General features: G+C 60.8%; 20 protein-coding genes and 3 pseudogenes. 15 read left to right on the top strand and 8 right to left on the bottom strand.

Annotated features, from left to right (window positions below):
- The first annotated feature begins 11 nt into the window (after positions 1–11).
- From ACODNH_RS20800 to ACODNH_RS20780, 5 genes and pseudogenes are all read left to right on the top strand, one after another.
- Positions 12–1692, top strand: a pseudogene (locus ACODNH_RS20800) (acyl-CoA synthetase).
- 45 nt (positions 1693–1737) lie between these two features.
- The gene (locus ACODNH_RS20795) at positions 1738–2904 is read left to right on the top strand and encodes an acyl-CoA dehydrogenase family protein (protein ID WP_434531463.1); all 1167 of its coding nucleotides are present in this window, start codon (positions 1738–1740) and stop codon (positions 2902–2904) included.
- Positions 2904–4688 (top strand): acetyl/propionyl/methylcrotonyl-CoA carboxylase subunit alpha, encoded by a 1785-nt coding sequence (locus ACODNH_RS20790; protein WP_434531462.1) that lies wholly within the window; start codon positions 2904–2906, stop codon positions 4686–4688. The genes ACODNH_RS20795 and ACODNH_RS20790 overlap by 1 nt, the downstream gene beginning before the upstream one ends.
- Positions 4689–4690: 2 nt before the next feature.
- Entirely contained in the window at positions 4691–6409 is a 1719-nt protein-coding gene (locus tag ACODNH_RS20785; protein ID WP_434531461.1) for an acyl-CoA carboxylase subunit beta, read from the top strand.
- Positions 6410–6412: 3 nt separating this feature from the next.
- A complete protein-coding gene (locus tag ACODNH_RS20780; RefSeq protein ID WP_434531460.1) occupies positions 6413–6877 on the top strand; it encodes a MaoC family dehydratase in 465 nt (154 codons plus the stop codon).
- 41 nt (positions 6878–6918) lie between these two features.
- Here ACODNH_RS20780 and ACODNH_RS20775 read toward each other — a convergent pair whose 3' ends face one another.
- Together ACODNH_RS20775 and ACODNH_RS20770 are read right to left on the bottom strand one after the other, a co-directional pair.
- Positions 6919–7641, bottom strand: coding sequence for a class I SAM-dependent methyltransferase (locus ACODNH_RS20775; protein WP_434531459.1), 723 nt, complete (start codon positions 7639–7641; stop codon positions 6919–6921).
- Positions 7642–7683: 42 nt separating this feature from the next.
- Entirely contained in the window at positions 7684–8517 is an 834-nt protein-coding gene (locus ACODNH_RS20770) for an HpcH/HpaI aldolase/citrate lyase family protein (protein ID WP_434531458.1), read from the bottom strand.
- Between the two features lie 214 nt (positions 8518–8731).
- On the opposite strand from ACODNH_RS20770, the gene ACODNH_RS20765 reads away from it, so the two are divergent.
- Entirely contained in the window at positions 8732–9607 is an 876-nt protein-coding gene (locus ACODNH_RS20765; RefSeq protein WP_434531457.1) for an amidohydrolase family protein, read from the top strand.
- Here ACODNH_RS20765 and ACODNH_RS20760 read toward each other — a convergent pair.
- Both ACODNH_RS20760 and ACODNH_RS20755 read right to left on the bottom strand, forming a co-directional pair.
- A complete protein-coding gene (locus ACODNH_RS20760; protein WP_434531456.1) occupies positions 9604–10365 on the bottom strand; it encodes an enoyl-CoA hydratase/isomerase family protein in 762 nt (253 codons plus the stop codon). The two genes, ACODNH_RS20765 and ACODNH_RS20760, sit on opposite strands and share 4 nt — an antisense overlap.
- 93 nt (positions 10366–10458) lie before the next feature.
- Positions 10459–11115, bottom strand: a complete 657-nt coding sequence (locus tag ACODNH_RS20755) for a helix-turn-helix domain-containing protein (protein WP_434531748.1) — start codon at positions 11113–11115, stop codon at positions 10459–10461.
- Positions 11116–11221: 106 nt separating this feature from the next.
- Here ACODNH_RS20755 and paaA point away from each other — a divergent pair, with 106 nt between their 5' ends.
- The 6 genes and pseudogenes from paaA to paaE all read left to right on the top strand — a co-directional run bounded on the left by paaA (position 11222) and on the right by paaE (position 14120).
- Positions 11222–12163: a 1,2-phenylacetyl-CoA epoxidase subunit PaaA gene (gene paaA / locus ACODNH_RS20750; RefSeq protein WP_306711656.1), complete on the top strand. Its 942-nt coding sequence runs from the start codon at positions 11222–11224 to the stop codon at positions 12161–12163.
- Between the two features lie 5 nt (positions 12164–12168).
- Positions 12169–12348, top strand: a pseudogene (locus ACODNH_RS20745) (PacF protein); the annotation flags it as partial.
- A gap of 48 nt (positions 12349–12396) precedes the next feature.
- Positions 12397–12696: pseudogene (locus ACODNH_RS20740) on the top strand (PacF protein); the annotation flags it as partial.
- On the top strand, positions 12696–13529 hold the full coding sequence (gene paaC / locus ACODNH_RS20735; RefSeq protein ID WP_434531455.1) for a 1,2-phenylacetyl-CoA epoxidase subunit PaaC: 834 nt from the start codon (positions 12696–12698) through the stop codon (positions 13527–13529). The pseudogene ACODNH_RS20740 and the gene paaC, both read left to right, overlap by 1 nt.
- Positions 13522–13956, top strand: a complete 435-nt coding sequence (gene paaD, locus ACODNH_RS20730; RefSeq protein ID WP_434531454.1) for a 1,2-phenylacetyl-CoA epoxidase subunit PaaD — start codon at positions 13522–13524, stop codon at positions 13954–13956. Before paaC ends, paaD begins: the two co-directional genes overlap by 8 nt.
- On the top strand, positions 13953–14120 hold the full coding sequence (gene paaE, locus ACODNH_RS20725) for a 1,2-phenylacetyl-CoA epoxidase subunit PaaE (RefSeq protein ID WP_004594293.1): 168 nt from the start codon (positions 13953–13955) through the stop codon (positions 14118–14120). Before paaD ends, paaE begins: the two co-directional genes overlap by 4 nt.
- A gap of 110 nt (positions 14121–14230) precedes the next feature.
- Here the strand turns inward: paaE and ACODNH_RS20720 are convergent, their stop codons facing one another.
- Positions 14231–15682 carry an aldehyde dehydrogenase family protein gene (locus ACODNH_RS20720; protein WP_434531731.1) on the bottom strand — a complete coding sequence of 484 codons (1452 nt, stop codon included), beginning with the start codon at positions 15680–15682 and terminating at the stop codon, positions 14231–14233.
- Between the two features lie 147 nt (positions 15683–15829).
- A complete protein-coding gene (locus ACODNH_RS20715) occupies positions 15830–16288 on the bottom strand; it encodes a MaoC/PaaZ C-terminal domain-containing protein (RefSeq protein WP_434531730.1) in 459 nt (152 codons plus the stop codon).
- A 98-nt stretch (positions 16289–16386) separates the two neighbouring features.
- Between ACODNH_RS20715 and paaI the strand changes: the two genes are divergently transcribed.
- The gene (paaI, locus tag ACODNH_RS20710; RefSeq protein WP_434531729.1) at positions 16387–16782 is read left to right on the top strand and encodes a hydroxyphenylacetyl-CoA thioesterase PaaI; all 396 of its coding nucleotides are present in this window, start codon (positions 16387–16389) and stop codon (positions 16780–16782) included.
- Positions 16783–16785: 3 nt separating this feature from the next.
- On the opposite strand, the gene paaK is transcribed toward paaI, so the two are convergent.
- Positions 16786–18075: a phenylacetate--CoA ligase PaaK gene (gene paaK, locus ACODNH_RS20705; protein ID WP_434531728.1), complete on the bottom strand. Its 1290-nt coding sequence runs from the start codon at positions 18073–18075 to the stop codon at positions 16786–16788.
- Positions 18076–18207: 132 nt separating this feature from the next.
- Here paaK and ACODNH_RS20700 point away from each other — a divergent pair, with 132 nt between their 5' ends.
- Together ACODNH_RS20700 and ACODNH_RS20695 are read left to right on the top strand one after the other, a co-directional pair.
- Positions 18208–19380: a thiolase domain-containing protein gene (locus ACODNH_RS20700; RefSeq protein ID WP_434531727.1), complete on the top strand. Its 1173-nt coding sequence runs from the start codon at positions 18208–18210 to the stop codon at positions 19378–19380.
- Positions 19377–20813, top strand: a complete 1437-nt coding sequence (locus tag ACODNH_RS20695; RefSeq protein WP_434531726.1) for a zinc ribbon domain-containing protein — start codon at positions 19377–19379, stop codon at positions 20811–20813. Before ACODNH_RS20700 ends, ACODNH_RS20695 begins: the two co-directional genes overlap by 4 nt.
- A 9-nt stretch (positions 20814–20822) precedes the next feature.
- Here ACODNH_RS20695 and ACODNH_RS20690 read toward each other — a convergent pair whose 3' ends face one another.
- Positions 20823–21965 (bottom strand): thiolase family protein, encoded by a 1143-nt coding sequence (locus tag ACODNH_RS20690; protein WP_434531725.1) that lies wholly within the window; start codon positions 21963–21965, stop codon positions 20823–20825.
- Between the last annotated feature and the right edge of the window lie 81 nt (positions 21966–22046).

Genomic DNA, 22046 nt, shown 5'->3' with positions numbered 1-22046 from the left:
CCGAGCGGTGTATGGTGACCAGCCACAACCTCCCGGACTACGACACAGCACGGCAAGAATTCTCTTGGGACGACATTTACGCGGAAGCGGACTGGGATGCACCGAATGACCTGAACATCGGGCACGAAGTCGCTGACCGACACGCGAGCGACCGGGGACAGGTCGCACTCTATCAGGTCGGGACTGACGGAGAACTGTCGAAAATGACGTTCTGGGAGCTTGCTGACCGCTCAAGCCAGTTCGCCAACGTCCTCGACGACCTTGGGGTTGCGCAGGGTGACCGGGTCTTCTCGTATATGCCCCGGATCCCCGAGCACTACGTGGCGCTGGTCGGAACGCTCAAACACGGTGCTGTCTGGGGAAGTGTCAACGAGCGCTTTGGGCCCGATGGCATCTCGTACCGTCTGGACGACTGTGACGCGAAGGTCGTCGTCACCACGACTGATAATCGAGACACGGTCGAAGACGCACTGGACGATGCGCCCACGGTCGAACATGTGATTACCGTTGACCGCGGCGGCGGCGCACCTGCCGATGACGTGGTTTTCAATACCGCGCTCGACGGCGCGAGCACTGCCTACGAGGTTGCCGAGACCAGCGGGGAAGACGACGCACTGCTGTACTACACCTCAGGGACGACCGGGCTGGCCAAAGGCGTCCTCCACAAACAGCGCTGGATCGCCGGTGTCGCGGCAACACAGAAGTACGCCGTGGATCTTCAGGACGGCGACCTGTACTGGTCGACCGGCGACCTCGGCTGGCTGACGGGTGCAATCAACACACTCGGTGCCTGGTTCTGGGGTGCGTCGCTGTTCACGTACGAGGGCGAGTTCGACACCGACGAGTGGGCCGACCTGCTCGACGAATACCCGATCAGCGTCCTGTTCTCGGTCCCGACGGCGTACCGGATGCTCCGAGAAAACGAAGAAGTGCTTGCCGATGTCGACCTCGATCTGCGTCATGCGCTCTCTATCGGCGAACCACTCAGCGCCGGCGTCGTCGAGTGGGGAAGACGAACTCGGCGTCACGATTCTCGACACATATGGGCAGACCGAGACCGGGAACATGATTATCAACAACTATCCCACGATGGAACTCAGGCCCGGATCGATGGGGAAACCACTCCCCGGAATCGAGGCCGATATCGTCGACCCACAGAGCGGTGAGGTCTTGGAACCCGGCGAAACGGGCGAGATCGCACAGCGGGGGGATTACCCGTGTTTCTTCGCCGAGTTCTGGAACAAGCCCGAGAAGACCCAGCGGGCATTTATCGACGGTCCAGACGGGAAATGGTATCTCTCGGGCGATCTGGCTCACAAAGACGAGAACGGCTATTTCTGGTTCGAGGGACGGGCAGACGACGTGATCCTTTCCTCCGGCTATCGCATCGGGCCGTTCGAGGTCGAGAGCTCGCTGGGCGAGCATGAAGCGGTCGCTGAGGCGGCCGTCGTTCCCAAGCCACACGAAGCGCGGGGCAACATCGTCAAGGCCTACGTTGTGCCGAGCGAGGACGCGGAGCCATCCGAGCCCCTCAAAGAAGACATCCAGAGCTACGTGAAAGAAGAGCTCTCAGCACACGAGTACCCACGCGAAATCGAGTTCCGCGAGGAACTGCCAAAAACCGTGACCGGGAAGATCCGCCGAACCGAACTGCACGACGACGCCGAAGCAGAAGCTGAAGTCGAACCCTGACATAAGTTATCAAGCACTACGAGTACAAACACATACACAACACCAATGAATTTCGAAGATACAGAGGAGCGTTCGATGATTCGGTCGACCGCAGCGGACGTGGCGGCCGAGTACGGACCGGAGTACTGGCGCGAGAAAGAGGAGGCAGGCGAGTTCGGAGAAGAATTCTGGGACGAACTGGCCGCGGCCGGCTTCCACGGCCTGCTGGTCCCGCCGGAGTACGAAGGGGCCGGGATGGGAATCCAGGAGATGGGGCTAGTCATGGAGACGCTCTGTGCCGAGGGCTGTGGCATGGCGGGCACCTGGTATCTGGTGCTCACCGCTGGTATGGCCGCTGCCGGTATCAAGGAGAGCGGAACAGAAGCGCAGAAACAGACCTACCTGCCGGACATCGCCAACGGCAAGCGAAACTTCTCTATCGGCATCACAGAGCCTGAAGCCGGGACGAACACGCTGAATGTCGCGACCCGTGCCGAGAAAGACGGTGACGAGTACGTGCTGAACGGGAACAAGGCCTGGATTACCTTCGCGGACCGGGCTGACAACATGATTCTCGTCACGCGCACGACCCCACGTGACGAGGTTGAGCGCGGGACTGACGGCATAAGCCTGTTCATCGTCGATATGGACGACCCCAACATCGACGTGTCCCCGATTCCCAAACACGGTATCAACTACTCGAAGTCCTGTGAAGTCTTCATCGAGGACGTTCGGGTCCCCGAGGAGAACCTCTTGGGCGAGGAAGACGATGGCTGGTGGACTCTGGTCGATATGCTGAACCCGGAACGCATCGGCTTTGCGGCCGCCGGAACCGGTATCGGCAAACTGGCCGCCGACACTGCTATCGAGTACGCTAGCGACCGGGAGGTGTTTGGCGCGCCCGTCGGGAGCCATCAGGCGGTCTCGTTCCCGATCACTAAGGCGTACGCCCGCATGGAAACAGCGGCACTCATGCGTGAGAAGGCGTCCTGGCTCTATGATCAGGGCGAGGAGTGTGGATACGAGACAAACGTCGCGAAGGCGACGGCCGTCAGTGCTGGTATCGAAGCAGTCAAACAATCGATGCAGGCGTTCGGCGGCTGGGGCTACGCGAAGGAGTACGACGTTGAGCGCTGGTGGCGTGAAATCAACCTGACACGGCTGGCCCCGGTTTCCCAGCAGATGGCGTACAACCATATCGGGCAGCACCTCGGCTTCCCCAGATCCTACTAATGTTCGAGAAAGTCCTTGTCGCAAACCGCGGCGAAATCGCGGTTCGTGTGATGGCTGCGTGTGAAGAGTTGGGTATCGAAACGGTCGCCGTCTACAGTGACGCCGACCGCAACGCCGGCCACGTCGAGTACGCCGATGACGCATACCACGTCGGCCCGGCACCTGCAAGCGAGTCGTATCTCGACCAGACCGCTATCCTCGATGTCGCTGAGCGAGCCGGGGCCGACGCAATTCATCCGGGGTACGGCTTCCTCGCGGAAAACGCCGAGTTCGCTACCCGCGTTGAGGATACCGACGGAATCACGTGGGTCGGCCCGCCAAGCGACGCGATGGAGACGCTGGGTGAAAAGACGAAAGCCCGGACAGTGATGCAGGAGGCTGGCGTCCCGGTCGTCCCTGGCACGACGGATCTGGTCGACGAGCCGGATGAAGTACGGGAATTGGGCGCAGAGTACGGCTACCCCATCGCGATAAAGGCCGAGGGCGGCGGTGGCGGTCGCGGCATGAAGATCGTCCGGAGCGAGGCCGAAGTCGCGGAAGCGCTCAAAAGCGCAAAACGCGAGGGGGAAGCGTATTTCGGCAACGACTCGGTGTACGTCGAAAAGTACCTCGAAGCCCCAAAACACGTCGAAGTGCAGGTGCTTGCGGACGAACACGGCAATGTCCGTCACCTCGGCGAGCGCGACTGCTCGCTGCAACGTCGCCACCAGAAGGTCATCGAGGAAGCCCCGAGTCCGGCGCTCGATGCCGAACTACGTACGGAGATCGGGGAGGCCGCCAGACGCGGTGTCAGTGAAGCCGGGTACACGAACGCCGGCACCGTAGAGTTCCTCGTCGAAGACGGGGAGTTCTATTTCATGGAGGTGAACACCCGAATCCAGGTCGAACACACCGTCACCGAAGCTGTGACCGGGATCGATATCGTTCGCTGGCAGCTCCGGGTCGCTGCGGGCGAGCAACTGGCCTTCACACAGGACGACGTGTCGATAGACGGGCACGCCGTCGAGTACCGAATCAACGCGGAGAACCCGGCGGAGGACTTCGCGCCGACGCCGGGACCGCTGACGACGTACGCGCCGCCAAGCAGTATCGGTGTCCGGCTCGACCACGCGGTCTCCCAGGGCGACGATATCGGGGGCGACTACGATTCGATGATCGCGAAGCTCATCGTCGCCGGTGAGGACCGGGAGCACTGTCTGGACCGGTCGGGGCGTGCGCTCGACCATTTCACTGTCGAGGGGGTCCATACGACCATCCCGTTCCATCTGTTGATGCTTGATGACGACACCTTCCGCGCCGGAACGCACACGACAAAATACCTCGATCAGAAACTCGCCGACGAGGCCCTTGACGAGGCTGTTGCACGATGGGGGACCGACGAGGTCGGCGGCGACGCCTCGGCGGCGTCGACGGATGAAATCGCTGTCGAAGTCGATGGGAAGCGCTTCGATGTGGTCGTTACGGACGGCCTACCCCGCGTATCCCGTGATGGCAACGCCAGTGGCGGCTCCGGCAGTAACGCTTCGGGCGGCAACTCATCCGGTGGCGGCACGGTGGACGTGACCACGTCGGGTGCAATTACGGCTGAGATGCAGGGAACCATTCTCTCGACCGAAGTCGCGCCCGGTGACAATATCGCTGCGGGCGATGTCGTCTGCGTGCTGGAGGCGATGAAAATGGAAAACGACGTGGTGGCATCCACGGGCGGCACTGTCGCGTCCGTCCCGATTGCGGAGGGCGACTCCGTAGACATGGGTGACACCCTGGTTGTACTGGAGGAGTAAGTATGCAAGTCAGAATTTCAGACGACGCGACCGAATCGGAAGCACAGGCCATTGCCGAGGCGCTGGCGACACACTTCGAGGATGACATTACCATCGTCGTCGACAGCGGCGAAGCAGTCAGCAGTGCCACGTACGACAGCGCTCGACGGGACGAAGCCACAGAACAAGTCGAAGACGACCTTGGTCCGACTGAACGCGAAGAGACCCTGCGCGAGGAGATTGAAGATATCCTCGAAGGCGGGCCGGAAAAGTACAAAGACCAGTTGCCTGAGGAGGGCAAGCTGTTTGTCCGGGACCGTATCGACCTGTGGTTCGGTGACGATTTCCTGTTCGAGGACGGGAAATTTGCGGAGTTCGACGCCGACGACCAGCTCCCAGCTGACGGGCTCATCACGGGGGCCGCGGAGTTCGAGGGCCGTGACCTGCATTTCATGGCCAACGATTACACGGTCAAACGCGGCAGCATGGCCGCAAAGGGTGTCGAGAAGTTCCTCCGGATGCAACAGCGGGCACTGAAAACCGGGCGACCGGTGCTGTATCTGATGGACTCCTCGGGCGGCCGTATCGACCAGCAGACGGGCTTTTTCGCCAACCGCGAAGGGATCGGGAAGTTCTACTACAACCACTCGATGCTCTCTGGGCGAGTCCCACAGATCTGTGTGCTGTACGGTCCCTGTATCGCCGGCGCGGCCTACACGCCAGTTTTCGCGGATTTCACCGTTATGGTCCGGGATATGAGTGCCATGGCGATCGCCAGCCCCCGGATGGTCGAAATGGTTACGGGCGAAGAGATCAGCCTCGAAGAGCTCGGCGGCCCTGACGTACACGCACAGCACTCCGGGAGTGCGGACCTCATCGCCGACGACGAGGAACACGCCCGCGAACTCGTCGCGAAACTCATTGGCTATCTGCCCGACAACGCTGACGAGGACCCACCACAGACCAGCGGGACGGCCCCGAAGCGTTCGCCGGAGGGTATCGATTCCGTCGTCCCGGAGAAACCCAACAAGGGCTACGATATGTTCGACGTGATCGAGCGGGTCGTCGATGCCGGATCGACGCTCGAACTCCGGCCCGAGTACGGCAGGGAGATCATCACGTCGTTTGCCCGGATAGACGGCCGTCCGGTTGGAGTCATCGCCAATCAGCCAGCCCAGCGAGCGGGGGCCATCTTCCCGGATGCGGCGGAGAAAGCCGCCCAGTTCATCTGGACCTGTGACGCCTACAACATCCCGCTGTTGTACCTCTGTGACACGCCAGGGTTCATGGCCGGGTCAGGCGTCGAGAAGGAGGGCATCCTCGAACAGGGCAAGAAGATGATCTACGCCACGTCTTCGGCGACAGTACCCAAGCAGTCCGTCGTTGTCAGGAAAGCCTACGGTGCGGGTATTTACGCGATGTCCGGTCCCGCGTACGACCCCGAGTCGACGATCGGCCTTCCGAGCGGGGAAATCGCAATCATGGGTCCCGAAGCGGCTATCAACGCCGTCTACGCCCGGAAGCTCTCCGAGATCGATGACGAGGACGAACGACAGCAAAAAGAGCAGGAACTCCGCGAAGCCTACCGTGAGGATATCGACATTCATCGAATGGCCAGCGAAGTTGTCGTTGACGACATTGTCCCGCCAAGCGACCTCAGAACGGAACTGGTGAACCGGTTCGCGTTCTACGAAACCGTCGAGAAAGACCTCCCGGACAAGAAACACGGAACCATCCTCTGAGCTATGTCAGGACTATACTACGAAGAGTTCGAGGTCGGTGAGACCATCGAACACGAGAAGCGCCGCACGATCAGCGAGCGCGACAATCAGCAGTTCTGCGATATGACGATGAACCAGCAACCGTTGCATCTGGACGCCGAGTTCGCGGCCGAGACGGAGTTCGGCGAGCGACTGGTCAACGGGCTCTACACGATGAGTTTAGCGGTCGGTCTGACCATTCCGGAAACGACCGACGGCACTATTGTCGCGAACCTCTCCTACGACAACGTCGAGCATCCGAACCCAGTGTTTCACGGCGATACCATCCGCGTGCAGTCGACTGTGACCGACAAACGCGAGACCAGCGACGGTGACCGTGGCATCGTTACGATGCACGTCGAGGTGTTCAAACTCACAGATGCGGACGACACCCTCGTCTGTGAGTTCGACCGCACCGTGCTGTCACTGCGACGCGATACTGCCGAGTGACGCCGGGACCGTTTGACGGACGAAGCGGAGGTCCCAGTCACCTATTCTGGGACACCGATGACCCATCGCCATCGTTGCTCGAACGTGCCATCGAGAGAGCTGAGGAGTTCACGGGCTCGCATAACCCGTTCTTCGGTGTCGAGTTTCGGATAGAGTCGTGCGGCCATCGCGGGAATCGCGTGGAACAACCTGATATTTTCGGCACTCGTCGAAAACTGCCACGTTCCTGTCGTCGTCGAGAACTCACCCGCGAGGGCGTCTTGGAGAGCCGATGTCTCGGCCGGGGAGCGTGACTCGCGCTCGAACTGTTCGAACACGTCCGTGCCGTCAGGACGGAACCAGCCCAGTGGTGCGACGGCCCCGACCACCCCGCCAGACCGGAGCACTCTGGCGGCTTCCCGTACTGCAGTCGCTGGGTCAGGGACCAGAAAGAGGGAGGCAGTAAACGCGACGCCGTCGACCGACCGGTCGCTGAGCGGCAGGTGGTCGAAATCGGCTTGCAGTCGGGCCGTGGACTCGATTTCCTGCAGCATCTCACGGCTGATGTCGAGTGCAATAGTATCCGCTGCCGTCTCGGCGAAAACGCGCGTGCTCACGCCAGTTCCTGCGCCCGCATCGAGTACTGTCCCGAGTCCGCTGTCAGTACGAGCGTTCATCTCAGCAGCGAGCAGACGAGCGAGCGAGGTGAACCGATTGGTCCGCCGCTCGTAGGTCGCGTAGGCGTCGACGCTGGCATCGAAGTTCTGCCGGACGACGTCTTTCATACACGACAGCACTGGCAGGTCCCCGATAGGTGTTGCCGTTGGCTACCGCTGACCGGCCTCGCGAGCACGTTCGAGGACACGCTCCGCCTGTGCGATGAGCGGTGCGTCGATCATCTCTCCGTCGACCTCGAAAACGCCGGCATCTGTCTCGTCAGCGGCCGTGACGACGCGTTCGGCCCATGCGATATCCTCGTCACTGGGGGTGAACGCGTCGTTGATGACCGCGACCTGATCCGGGTGGATCGCCATCTTCCCGTCGTACCCGAGCTGGGCAGCGAACTCAGTTGCGTCACGGAGGCCATCCAGATCGCCGTAGTCCGGGTAGATCGTGTCGATTGCGTCGATTCCCGCGGCACTGGCCGCAACGACGACCCGCTGGCGTGCGTAGAGTACCTCCCGCCCATCGCTGGTCCGACTGGCACCGATGTCGGCCGCGAGGTCTTCGGCTCCGAACAGGAGCGCATCGGTGGAATCAGCGGCTGCAATCTCAGCCGCGTGGAGGACGCCAGCGGCTGATTCGACCAGCGCAAGCACCGGGAGATCCGCGCTGTATTCATCGAGGAGCCGTCCTAATGCTGAGATGTCGTCAGCGGAACTGGCCTTCGGGAGCATCACACTGTCGGGACTGGTGTCTGTCAGTATCGCAGCGAGGTCGGCTGTGGCACTTACTCCTACTGGGTTGATACGAACGCAGATGTGGCTGTCCGAACTGACAGTCGAGAGTACCGACTGAACTGATTCACGCGCCCGCTCTTTATCGGCCGGTGCAACCGCATCCTCGAGGTCGAAGACGACGACATCAGCGTCGCCATCGGCCGCTTTCCGGATCAACTCCGCATTGTCACCCGGTGCAAACAGAACACTGCGACGAACCATAGCCGTGCCTTCACCCCCCAGCAGTAAGATGGTAGGGGATCGATGCCCGGCTACTCCCCAAGTGACCGTGCATCTGCCGACCCGTTCGCCTGTCGCAGTCAGCACTGACTCTTCTCGAATCAGCTATTTGTGTCACGATTCCATCCACTCTAGCGGGTCTGCTGCACGGCACAAACAGCATGGATTTTTATGACACTGGGTAAAATCTCTCTCTGTGACAACCGACCTCCCTGGTGTCGACGACAGGCAACTGTTCGACACGCACGCGCACCAACCGACCAGTGAGTTCCTCCACGACGCCGGCGGCGAAATGATGCAAGACGCCGCCGACCGGTTCGGCACTGACTTGGAGACGTGGGACTACGAGGAAATGCTCGCGGAGTACCACGAGGCGGGTGTCGGTGGCGCTGTCCTGCTTGGCTGGGACGCGGAGACGAACACCGGGAACCCACCCGTCCCGAACGACTACGTCGCCGAGGTTCGGGACGAGTATTCCGACTTCTTCGTCGGGTTCGGGAGCGTCGACCCACTGAAAGACGACTGCGTGCAGGAGGCGATCCGGTGCGTCGAGGATCTGGACCTTTCGGGGTTCAAGTTCCAGCAGATTGCACAGGGCTTTGACCCCTCGGACGAACGCCACGACCATCTGTGGAGTACCATCGAAGACCTCGGCGTCCCTGTTGTCTTCCACGGTGGGAACTCGACACTGGGGGCCTGTAGCGCCGGCGGCCGCGGCCTGAAAGTCAAGTACGGCAACCCGATGCTTATCGACGACGTGGCTGCTGCACATCCGGACCTTGACATCCTTATCGCCCATCCCGCCTTCCCCTGGGAGAAAGAGCAGTTGGCGATCTGTCAGCAGAAGGGCAACGTGTACATGGACCTCTCCGGCTGGGTGCCGAAGTATATCGACGATCAGGTACTCCATTATGCCGGCACGGTCCTCAAAGACAAGGTGATGTTCGGCACCGATTATCCGATGATTGACCCCGAAACGTGGCTCGAATCGTTCGCTCGCGACACTGATTTTGATACGGATGTCCAGCGGAAGATTCTGTTCGAAAACGCGCAGGAGTTTTTCGACCGCTAGTCGAAATCCGGGGTCCGTCCATCAAGAAACGCCTCGACACCACGCGAATGTGCTGGCGTATCGTAGGCCAGTGACTGGATGCGTGCTTCTCGACGCAGCCCGGTTTCTAGGGGCTGGCCAATGTTGTCGTGGATCGCTTCCTTCGCCAGCCCGAGGTTCTCCGTCGGCTGTGCCCGAAGCGTTTCGAGCAGGTCAGTTGTCCGTGCATCGAGTTCGGCCGGGTCGACAGCCTCGTTGATCAGATCCATTTCAGCGGCGCTCTCGGCATCGATCAGCTTCCCGGTGAACGCAAGCTCTTTCGTTTTCCTGAGACCGATCAGCCGGGGGAGGATGGCAGTTGCGCCCATGTCAGGCACGAGCCCGACGCTGATGAACGACGCACCGAACCGCGCGGATCTGGCGGCGTACGCGAAATCGGCAACAGCCACCAGCGACAGCCCGGCACCGACTGCATCACCGTTAACCTTCGCGACGACAGGCACGGGTGCCGAGAGGATATTGCTGGCGACCCGGCCCAGTGTTGTCCGGACTCGCTCGTAGGCTTCGGTTGTCGTCTCCTCACGCTTGCTCATCGCCTCGATATCCCCGCCGGCACTGAACGCATCACCGTCTCCAGTGAGGAGGACGGCGTCGTGTGTCGCCGGGTCGAGGTCGTCGAGCGCATCGGCTAACTCAGCTGCGACCGCCCCGGTCATCGCGTTTTTTACATCGGGACGATCGAATACGATCCGTCGAACAACGCCGTCTTCAATGCGCATGGTCGTACTCAGACGCGCGGGTACTTTACTCTCCGTCGTCGCTCGAACGGTCGTCGCCGTTACTCACCGCTGTCGCTTGAAAGGCCATCGCCGCTACTCTCCGCCGTCGCCTGGAGGGCCGTCGCCGACGCCGCCGAACAGCTGTGTGAACAACGAATGCTGTGCGCGGTGGAGTCGTTCGAGGAATGCAGACTTACTGATACCGAGTTCGGAAGCAACTTCGCTCGCAGTCGTCTGTCGTGGGACGACAAAGTAGCCCATCTCGACTGCGTATCGAAGACTCTCCTCCTGTGCCGGGGTCAGGTCCCACTGCTGTGCGATAGATGCGTCTTCTGTCGCACGCAGTGCGTACACCCGCTGTAGTTTCACACCGACAGTTTCACCGGCAGTCTCCATGACCGTCTGAAGAATCTCGTGGCCCACCACAGCGCCAGTTAAAATCGCGTTTCCGTCCCGATACGTTAGCGATTCTACCATGAAGCCTGCGCTGATAAGTTTATGGACGACACACTGCTGGAGCGACAGACACCGGTAGTTGTACCGACCCTCGGTAACTGACTGGTAGAGATAGCGGATCCGGTCATCCCCGTCGAGGTAGTCCCTGAGGTCGTCGCTCGCCTGTGCGCTGAACCGCAACAATACGTTACGGTCAGCCCGGAGGAGTGGCGGGGCCGCCTCGATGGGCGTGCCAGTGGCACTACTCGCATCTGCCAGTGGGCAGTCGTCACCCTCGATGCGAAATTCGACCATCAGACACTCCTCTATCATTACCTCGTATGTGTGCGAACGCCTTTATAAAACCCGTCTATATAGGGGCAAATTAGTAAGAACATTCCTCACGATTTATGAAATACATATGAACGTTGACGAAGTCAAAGCTCGCGCTGGACCCCGGGAATTCAGCCCGAAAGACGACCTTCCCGAGGAGTATCGGAAGGCAGCCACGCGGATGCTTGAATTCCACGCCAACAGCGAGATTATGGGGGCGTACCTCGAACGGCCCTTCATCAGAAAAGCCCCAAGTATCGAGCGAAAGATGGCCTTCAGCGCGAAGGTGCAGGACGAAATCGGACACGGACAGATGCTCTATCGAGCGGCGGAGTCGCTCGGGATCAAGACCCGCGACGAGATGCTCGACGATCTGGCGAACGGGGACGGAAAGTTCCTGAACTGCTTCCATTACCCGATGGAGAGCTACGTCGAGACGCCGATGATCGCCTTCTTCGTCGACGGGGCCGCAATGCGTCGTCAGGCAACCCTGAAAAAGTCTAGCTGGGAGCCATACGCCCACGCGATGGACAAGATCTGCTTCGAAGAGGGGATGCACGTCAAGCACGGTGAGTCGATCCTCCGCGAACTGATGAACGGCTCCCGGAAGGAACAGCGCATGACTCAGGAGGCCTTCGAGGAGTGGTGGCCACGAATCCTGCAGTTCTTCGGCCCGACCGACGACCAGAGCACCCATCACGACTTCGCCGCAGAAGTCGGGCTGAAGACGTGTACGAACGACGAACTTCGAAACGCGTTCCTCAACACGTACATCCCGAAGGCCAAGAAATACGGGCTGGAGATGCCCGATGAGCCACGCATCCGGGACAACGGTGACGGGACCTATGAGGTCGTTGAGGATGATCTTGACTGGGACGAGTTCTTTACTGTCTCACAAAACGAATACGATGGCAGCATTGAGCAGATTTCTGGCCGCCGGCAGGCTCAGGAAGCGGTTCAGTGGGTCCGGGACATGATGGACGACCAGACGACGACGAACAGCGGCCCGCAGTCACAGGCAGCGGACTGAGAACAATGATCTGGGAAGTATTCCGACAACAGAGTCCGGACACAGATTTCGTTCACTGCCGGGACGTCCACGCACCCGACCGGGAGATGGCGAAACAGTTCTCGGTCATCCAGCATGGACGGCGGAAGCCAACCCATGCACTCTGGGTTGCCCCGCAGGAGAAAATCACGCAGGTCGATCCCGACGCAGAGCGCCATGACGAGAGCGGAGACGGCGCCGAGAAACCGTGGGCCGTCTTCCGGCAGGACAAGCCTGGGGGGTATCACACGCACTGCGGTGATGTCGACGCTGCCAGCGCTGCCGACGCAGAAGCGACGGCGATCGCGGCGTTCACTGACGACGATCCGAACAGTCTCTGGGTCGTCCAGCACCAGTACATCGGCGAAGTCACAGCGGATGACGTAACGTTCGGTGGGACGACCAACAAGTCCTATCGGTTCGCACAGACGTACAACGTCAACCCGGCTGCTGAGGAGGTCGAAGCCTCCGAGTCTGAGCAGATCGAAGCGGAGAAACAGCGAGGTGAAATCTAATGGCAACAACAGAATCCGACCTCGGCGGTCCAACTGACCTTTCTGAGGAAGAACAGCGCGCAGTCGAGGCACAGCTGCTCCGGCTCGCTGACGACGAGTTGGTTCAGGCCGAACGTTACACGTTCTGGCAGGTGCGCGCACCGACACTGGAATCGGACCTCTCGATATCGAACAACGCACAGGACGAGCTGGGCCATGCACGGCTGTGGTACGATGCAGTGCAGCAACTGGGCTATTCCGAGGAATCGCTGATTTACGAGGGCGATCCCAGCGACTTCCAGCACAGTACGTTCGTTGAGCTACCGTTTGCGGAAGGCGACTGGGCTGACGCCATCGTCAGAGCGTACCTCTACGACGTTGCTGAAGACATCCGCCTCTCCGCGCTTGAGGACTCATCATACGAGATCATCCGGAACAGAACAAGCCGCATCCAGGGCGAGGAAGGCTATCATCTCGAACATGCCGAGAGCTGGCTAGACCGGATGGCACTGGACGAGGAAGCCAGCGAACGCGTCCAGGCGGCTATCGATGAACTCTATCCATACGCCCTCACGCTGTTCGAGCCCGTCGGCGACGTGGAGGCCGACATCGACCGGCTGGGCATCCGAACGATGACCCTCGACGAGATGCGTGCCGAGTGGGAGACTCGCGTCGAATCGTTCCTGACCGAACTGGGATTCGACGTGCCAACCGATGCTGCCCCCGCAACCCCGACGGGCCGGGACAACGAACACACTGACCACTGGCACGACCTGCACGAACAAATGACCTCCAGCTACCGGAATCTGGGACGCGACAAAGCGACGCTGATAATGGCGGACGACGATGAGTAGCGACTACGACCGGCCACGCGCAGACGCTGATGCCACCGCGTGTTCGTACACTGACTACGAGACCAAAGACCATGCGGCGGACGACGTGCCAGCCACGGGCGAAGACGCCGACGGCATCGAACGCGACGTGTGGGCGGCGCTGTATCAGGTCGAGGACCCGGAGATGCCGGTCAGCATTGTCGACCTGGGCCTCATATACGGCCTCGACGTGTCCGACGGCGAAGTCACGGTTGACATGACCCTCACCTACAGCGGCTGTCCGGCACGCGAAATCATCCTTGAGGAGGTCGAAGACGCCGCCGAGAGTGTCGACGGAATCGAGACCGCGTCGGTCCGACTGGTCTGGGCCCCGGACTGGTCGATTGATCTGGTCACCGAACAGGGCAAAGAAGCGCTGCGTGACTTCGGGATGAGTTTCGACGGATGAGTGAGCCGGACCCCAGCGTTACGACCAGCGGTGAACAGACAGGCGCGGAGTGCCCATACTGTGGCTCGACCGACACCGAACGGAAGCATCCACGCGGGCCGTCACGGTGTCAGTCGATCCATTACTGCAACGAGTGCCTGCAGCAGTTCAAGAAGTTCGAGTAAGCTGTTATTACTCGCTAGTTCTGGCGTCGCATTTCATACCGTGAAACAGAGCGTCGGTTCCATTGATGGCACTTGACTGGCGGCGTGACCACGGCGCGTCAGCGGGAGCTTCAGCCTAGATTGATGTGGACGTTTTTCACCTCGGTGTAGCTCTCGATGGCCTGCTCGCCCTGTGCGCGACCGTGACCGCTCTGTTTCGTGCCACCGAAGGGGGTCTGTGGCCACGTGTTGGGCGTTTCGTTGACCATCACCATCCCGTAGTCCAGTTTGTCCGTGACGGTGTGAGCGCGAGTCAGATCGTTTGTCCAGACACAGGCGGTGAGGCCGAACGGCGAGTCGTTCGCAACGTCAATGGCCGCTTCCTCGTCGCTAACTTCGATTGCAGTGAGAACGGGACCGAAGATTTCCTCCTGTGCAATCGTCATCTCGTTGTCCACGTCGGCAAAGACGGTCGGCTCGACGAAGTGGCCGGTTTCTTTGTCCGCAGGAACGCCACCGCCGGCCACAACAGTCGCCCCCTCTTCCTTACCGGTCTGGATATAATCGAGAATCTCCTGTTGCTGGCCTGCGCTGACGACCGGTCCCATCTGGCCATCGTCGTCGATACCGCCGCCAAGCGAGATGTTTTCGGCGATCTCAACCATTCGGGAGACCATCTCGTCGTAGACGTCTTCGTGGACAACAATACGCGAGTTCGCCCAGCACATCTGCCCAGCGTTCATGAAAATCCCGTACTGGATGCCACGGGCAGCGGCATCGAGGTCAGCGTCGGGGAACACGACTGCCGGACCTTTCCCGCCGAGTTCGAGTGTTACGTCGGCGACTGCATCGGCAGCAGTGCGCTGGACCGTCTTTCCGACACCGGTACTCCCGGTGAAAGTGACGTGATCGACGCCCTCGTGTCCGGTGAGTGCGTCGCCGGCCTCGGAGCCCTTCCCGGGAACGACGTTGACGACGCCATCCGGAAGACCCGCTTCTTCGGCGGCTTTTGCGTAGTACAGCGCCGACAGCGGCGTCATAGCGGACGGTTTGAGGATAACGCTGTTTCCTGTTGCTAGCGCTGGAGCCAGCCCGCGGCCGGCAAGCTGGAATGGATAGTTCCACGGCGCGATGTGTGCGGTCACGCCGACCGGCTCACGAGTGGTGTAATTGAGCCGGCCGTTCTCGACAGGAATCTCGTCACCGCGAATCTTGTCCGTCCAGCCGGCGTAATGGCGGAACGTGTCGGTGACCATGTCGATTTCTAGCCCGGCTTCGAACGGCGTTTTCCCGTTGTCGTGGGACTCAACCATGGACAGTTCGTCTTTCATCTCCTCGATGGCGTCGGCCATCGCATGGATCTTTTCTCGGCGCGTTCCGGGGTCCATCGTCGCCCACTCGGAACCGTCTTCGACGGCCGACTGTGCCGCCTGCACCGCGTCATCGATATCGGACGCCTCGGCCTTCTGTACCGATGCGTAGGGCTGTTCAGTCGCTGGGTCCTCCGTCTCAATACTGTCGCCGTTGGTCGCTTCTCGCCATTCTCCGCCGATATACAGGTCTGTCGGGCCGGTGTACTCCATTGCAATAACAGAGGGAGTGCGCGGCGTCTTAGTTGTTATTATTGATTATTAATGTCTGGACGACGAGAACGTTGTCTTCAAGCTTTAAGCCGCAAAATCGAGACGCTACCCGCTACCGATGCATCGCTTTCGGACGCGTCAGTGTACTCACTCGCGTTTCTTGATCAGGAACTTCATATCGCCCTTGAAGACGACGGTCCCGTCCTGGTTTTCCATTTCAGTGTCGAGGACGACTAGCCCGGCGTCGTCGCGCCCGACTTCTTTGGTGTTGTCAACGACAATCTCCAGTTGGAGTGTGTCGCCGATGTGGACCGGATTCGGGAGGTCCATGTAGTTCATCCCGAGGAACGCGAATGCGGTCCGCTCGACGATCCCGGTCCGGTAGACGAAGCCGGTCGCCTGCACGAACGTCATTGGGCCGTGTGCGATCCGCTCACCGAACTCCTGTTCTTCCGCGTATTCCTTGTTCGTATGCAGCTCTGTCCAGTCTCCTGACAAAGCAGAGTGCATGACGAAATCGGACTCGGTAACCGTCCGGCCAACACTGATAAAATCCTGTCCCTCTTCGAAGTCCTCGAAGTGGTGTGGCTCGTAGCTGTATGCCATAGTTTTTCATCTAATAGCAGCCATTTATATTTTTACGCTCCGTTGACAGCAGCAGTGACCGGTATATATTTATTATTAGTGATAGAACCACGACCCGTATGTCCGGTGTCGCCGACGAAGTCAGAGAGCGTATCGAATCGGACGCGTACTGTGAAACCCTGGGTATCGACGTCGTTGAAGTTGACTCGGGGTACGCCCAGACTGAACTGACGATTACCGAGGAGCTGCTGAACTTTCATGGGACACCCCATGGCGGGGCAATCTACTCACTTGCCGATGCGGCGTTCGCCGCGGCGTCGAATTCCCATGGCGAGGCGGCGGTTGCACTGGAGACCAACATCTCGTATTTAGACGCCGTCGACACCGGTGAGACGTTGTCTGCGACCGCTGAAGAAACACATCTCGCGGACAGCACCGCGGAGTACGAGGTAACGGTGACTGCACAGGATGGCGAGCGCATCGCGACGTTTCGTGGACGAGTCTACCGGCCCTGACAGTCAGTCACGGTGGTCGTAAACGCGTTTTACTTTGCCGACCTGCGTTCGTTCGATGCTACCGGGCGCAACGAGTTCGAGTTCGTCCGGGGTGAACGCGAGCACGTTTTCCAGGCGCTCGATGATTTCGTCTTCCAGCGCTTTATCGCCCGGCCCTTGCTCTGCAGTCCGTTCGATGGTGAGTTCCAGGATGTCGAGGTTGTCCTCTCTGTAGAGGTCGATCCGGTAATGCGGAGCAACGCCGTCGATATCCAATACGGCGTGTTCGATTTCGCTGGGATAGAGGTTCACGCCACGGACAATGAGGAGGTCGTCTGTCCGACCGGTGACGTTGTCCATCCGTACCATCGTCCGTCCACACGCGCACTCGTCGTAATTCAGCGTCGTGAGGTCGCCCGTTCGGTACCGGAAGACCGGCAACGCTTCCTTGGTGAGTGTTGTCAGAACGAGTTCACCCTCTTCGCCCTCCTCGACCGGTTCTTTCGTGTGTGGGTCGATGACTTCCGGGTAGAAGTGGTCCTCCCAGATGTGAAGCCCGTCCTGCGCTTCGTGACATTCACACGAGACGCCGGGACCGATGATCTCCGAGAGCCCGTAAACATCGATGCCGTCGACACCCAGCCGATCTTCGATTTCTGCCCGCATCGGATCGGTACACGGTTCCGCTCCGAAGATAATCGTCGAGATAGGCAGGTCGCTGGGGTCGTGTCCCATTTCCTCGGCCGTTTCGGCGAGGTACAGCGCATACGACGGGGTGCATGTGAACACATCGCTCTCCAGGTCGGTCATCAGCTCGACCTGTCGCTGGGTCTGGCCGCTCCCGATAGGGATAACTGTGGCCCCCAGCTCCTCGGCTCCGTCGTGGAGTCCCAATCCGCCGGTGAACAGTCCGTATCCGTAGGCGTTCTGGACGGTGTCGCCCGGTTCGGTCCCGCTCGCAGCCAGCGAACGTGCAACGACTTCACTCCAGTTGTCGAGGTCGTCATCCGTGTAGGAGACGATTTTCGGCTTCCCGGTCGTCCCGGACGACGCGTGGATCCGGGCGACCTCCTCATCGTCTACGGCGAACAGGCCGTCGGGGTACTCGTCGCGGAAATCCTCTTTCGTCGTCATCGGCAGTTTCGTGATGTCGTCGATACTCTGGATGTCTTGGGGCGAGACGCTCGCCTCGTCGAGCTTCTCCCGGTAAAACGGGACGTTCTCGTAGGCATGTGTGACAATTTCTTGCAATCGGTCAGTTTGCAACGCACGCAGCTCTGTCCGGTCAGACGCCTCCAGTGGCTTGTACACCATCTTCAATGATAGAGTTGAATGTTAGTGATAAAATGGTTTGGGATTGGTCACTGCGCCGCCAGTTGCGCGCTTGGCCTGTGGTTGTCAGCAAACGATGCAAAGCTATTTTTCAGTACCCTCAGAGTTCCATGTATGCGGGATGCGTATCTCATCGGCGCAGGGCAAACGCCGTTTGGCTCAATGCCCGAAGAGAGTTACAGATCACTGTTCGACCACGCAGTCAGTGAAGCCTTCGACAGTGTCGACCACGGTATCGACACGGAAGCGATAGATGAAGCGGTCGTTGGCTCACTCGGCGTGGGCGGTCGACAACTCGGTCTCTCGGGACCGGCAGCAACCGAACACGCCGGGCTGCACGGCGTCCCCAGCGTGCGCGTTGAAAACGCCTGTGCCGCGTCGGGCTACGCCGTCCGACAGGCAGTGCAGGCGGTCAAAAGCGGGATGGCCGACGTGGCGCTGGCTGGTGGCGTCGAAGTCATGACAGACATGAGCAGCGATGTGACGAAGTACTGGCTCGGTGTCTCCGGCGAAACAGAGTGGGAGCGGCTGACCGGGACAACATTTTCTGGCGTTTACGCACAGATGGCAAGTGCGTATCTACGGGAGTACGGGGCCAGTGAGGAGCACCTCTCGATGGTAGCGGTCAAGAACCATCGAAACGGCGCAAAGAACCCGAAGGCCCATCTAGGCTTCGAGTGTTCTCTCGAAGACGCCGTCGACGCCCCAGTTGTCGCAGACCCGCTGAACCTCTATCACTGCTGTCCGACCTCTGACGGCGCGGCGGTCGCACTCGTCGCCAGTGAGGATGTCGTCGAGCAGTACACTGACGATCCGATCCGGGTCGCTGGAGTCGGCGCAGCCAGCGACCGGGTCGGTCTGTTCCAGCGGGACAGCTACACTTCAATTTCTGCCTCGGAAATGGCCGCAGACACAGCCTATGACCGTGCCGGGGTCGGCCCTGACGACCTTGACTTCGCAGAGGTCCATGACTGCTTCACGATCGCCGAACTGCTTGCATACGAGGACCTCGGGTTCTGTGACCGCGGCGAGGCCCCACAGTTACTTGAACAGGGAACGACCGAAGCCGACGGAGCCATGCCGGTCAATCTCTCCGGCGGGCTGAAATCGAAGGGCCACCCCATCGGCGCAACCGGTGCCGGACAGATCGTCGAGGCGTTCAAACAACTCACCGGTGGCGCCGCGGACCGGCAGCTAGCGGCCCCGAAGTACGGGCTCACGCACAATGTGGGTGGGAGCGGCGGTAGCGCCGTTGTCCACATTCTCGAACGGGAGGCTGCACAATGACTGCGTCGGGGCTCGCGGCCATCGGCGCGTACGCACCTCGCCTGCGGATCGACGCCGCGGAGTTCGAAGCCGCGTGGGGTCGGTTCGATGCAGCAGGGATCGACGAGAAGGCGGTCCCCGACGCCGACGAGGACGCCGTCACGATGGGTGTCGAAGCGGCCCGCCGTGCGCTCACTGCGGCCGACGCGTCCGGCACGGATGTCGCGCATCTGGCCTTCGCGACGACGACACCGCCGATGGCCGAAGAGGACCTTGCAGCGAGACTCTGCAGTATTCTCAACGTCCCCGAGAATGCAAAGACGCAGACGATAACTGGCTCCACGCACGCCGGTGCGCAAGCACTGGACGCAACCATGGACGGTGGGCCGTTCGGTGACGACATCGGCCTCGTCATCATCAGCGACTGTCCGCGGGGCGATCCTGACAGCGGGGTTGAACACGCCGCCGGTGCTGGGAGTGTCGCGCTCGTTGTCGACGACGACGGTCCCGGAACTGTACTTGAGCGGGCATCACACACGGAGGCGTACCCCGGAACGCGTTTCAGAACCGGCGGGGACGACCGGACGACCGGTCTGGGCGTTACGCAGTACGACCGCGAGGCGTTCACGACCACACTCGGCAGTGCGGCGGACAGACTGGACGTGTCGACAGAGACAGTCGATGCGGCAGCAGTCCAGTCACCGGACGGAAAACTCCCGTATCGGACAACGGGTGCGCTCGGGGTTGACGCAGAGACTATCGCCGCCGCGGACACAGTCAGTACGCTCGGGGACACCGGCGCGGCAAGCGCATTTCTCGGGGCGGCAACAGCGTTTGCAGACGACGCCGAACGCGTGCTGATTGCTGCATACGGAAGCGGCGCGAGTGCGACGCTGTTCGTCGCCACTGGTCCCGTTCCGGTTGAAACCGCGCTGGACGGTACTGTCTCCCTGTCCTACGCCGAGTACCTCAGGCGGCGTGGCGAGATTACGCGCGACGAACCCGAAGGTGGCGGAGCCTACGTTAGCGTCCCGTCCTGGCAGCGGACGATTCCGCAACGCCATCGGCTCGTCGCCGGCCGGTGTTCCGCGTGTGGGGCGTTGAACTTCCCGCCGACCGGGGCCTGTACGGACTGTCACGAGCGCACCAGTGATTTCGAGGCTGTCGAACTACCTGGGACAGGGACGGTCGAGGCAGTGACGACTATCGAACAGGGCGGTGCGCCACCGGAGTTCGTCGCCCAGCAGTCCAGAAGCGGTCAGTTCGATAGTGCTATCGTCGCACTCGATAGTCAATCGGGCGAGCAGACCGTGAGCGCCCCTGCACAGGTGCTTGACACAACAGCCGAAGTCACGATAGGCACACCTGTCGTGCTGACGACGCGGCGCATCTACACGCAGGAGGGTGTCATCAGATACGGCTTCAAAGCACAGGTCGCCAGTCAGCGCCGGTAGCCGCCTCTGTCAGTCACGTTCGAACACAACCGCGACACCCTGACCGAAACCGACGCACATCGTCGCCAGTCCATGCGTCGCGTCCTGCCGTCGCATCTCGTGCAGCAACGTCGTCGTGATTCGTGCCCCCGAACAGCCAAGGGGATGTCCTAACGCGATAGCCCCGCCGTTGACGTTGAGCCGTTCGGCCGGAATCCCCAGTTCGCGCTTGCAGTGGAGACTCTGTGCGGCAAAGGCCTCGTTGAGTTCCACTAGATCGATATCGTCGATTGTCAGGCCGGCGTCGTCCAGTGCAGCACGCGTCGCCGGAATCGGTCCCCGCCCCATTACCAGTGGGTCGACACCGGCGACGGCCCGCGTCTCGATCCGGCCGAGAACATCGAGATCGTGCTGGTCCGCGTACGCCGCTGAGGTGACGAGCATCCCGGCGGCCCCGTCGGTCAGCGGTGACGCGTTCCCCGGCGTGACTGTCGCCGCCTCGTCGTCACGAAACACCGTTGGGAGTTCGTTCAACTGCCCGACTGACGTATCTGCCCGTGGTGTTTTGTCAGTCTCTATCGCTGTCTCGTCGGTGTGGACTGGCACGGTCTCTGCATCGAACCGCCCGCTTTCCATGGCAGCGACCGCACGCTCGTGTGACCGCAGCGCGAACTCGTCCTGGGCTTTACGGCTGATATCGTGGTCCCGTGCGATGGTTTCGGCCGTTTGCCCCATCGGCAGCCTGTCGGGGTCGTACCGCTGTTCGATAGCGGGATGCAGCCAGTCGGAGAAGGGGACGGTGCTCATGTGTTCGACGCCGGCGACCGGATACACTGCACCGTCGCCCGCCTCGATGGCGCGAGCGGCGTCAACGAGTGTTGTCAGTGACGAGCCACACAGCCGGGTCGTTGTCGCTCCGGGCACCGTCTCGGGGAACCCGCCGGCGAGTATCGACTGCCGGGCGAGGTTTCGTCCCTGCTCTGCCTCCTGATTTGCACACCCGAGCCGGAAGTCGTCCCACTCAACCGCTGGGACACCGGTCCGATCAACAAGTGCAGTGAGCACAGTGGTGACGAGGTCTTCGGGATGTGTCCCACCCAGTGCGCCATCCTTCGGTGCCTGTGGCGTTCGTACGGCGTCGACAACAACGGCTTGCGAGTCGGAAGCAGTCATCCTCACCGACTTCTATCGTAGCCGCTGTATTAAATGCAGGCCACGCCGGGGAGAGATGCAAGCAATGTTTTTATCCTTCGC

The organism is Haloarcula sp. NS06, from assembly GCF_051122755.1.
Lineage (GTDB): Archaea > Halobacteriota > Halobacteria > Halobacteriales > Haloarculaceae > Haloarcula.
This window is presented reverse-complemented; position numbering and strand designations above follow the sequence as displayed.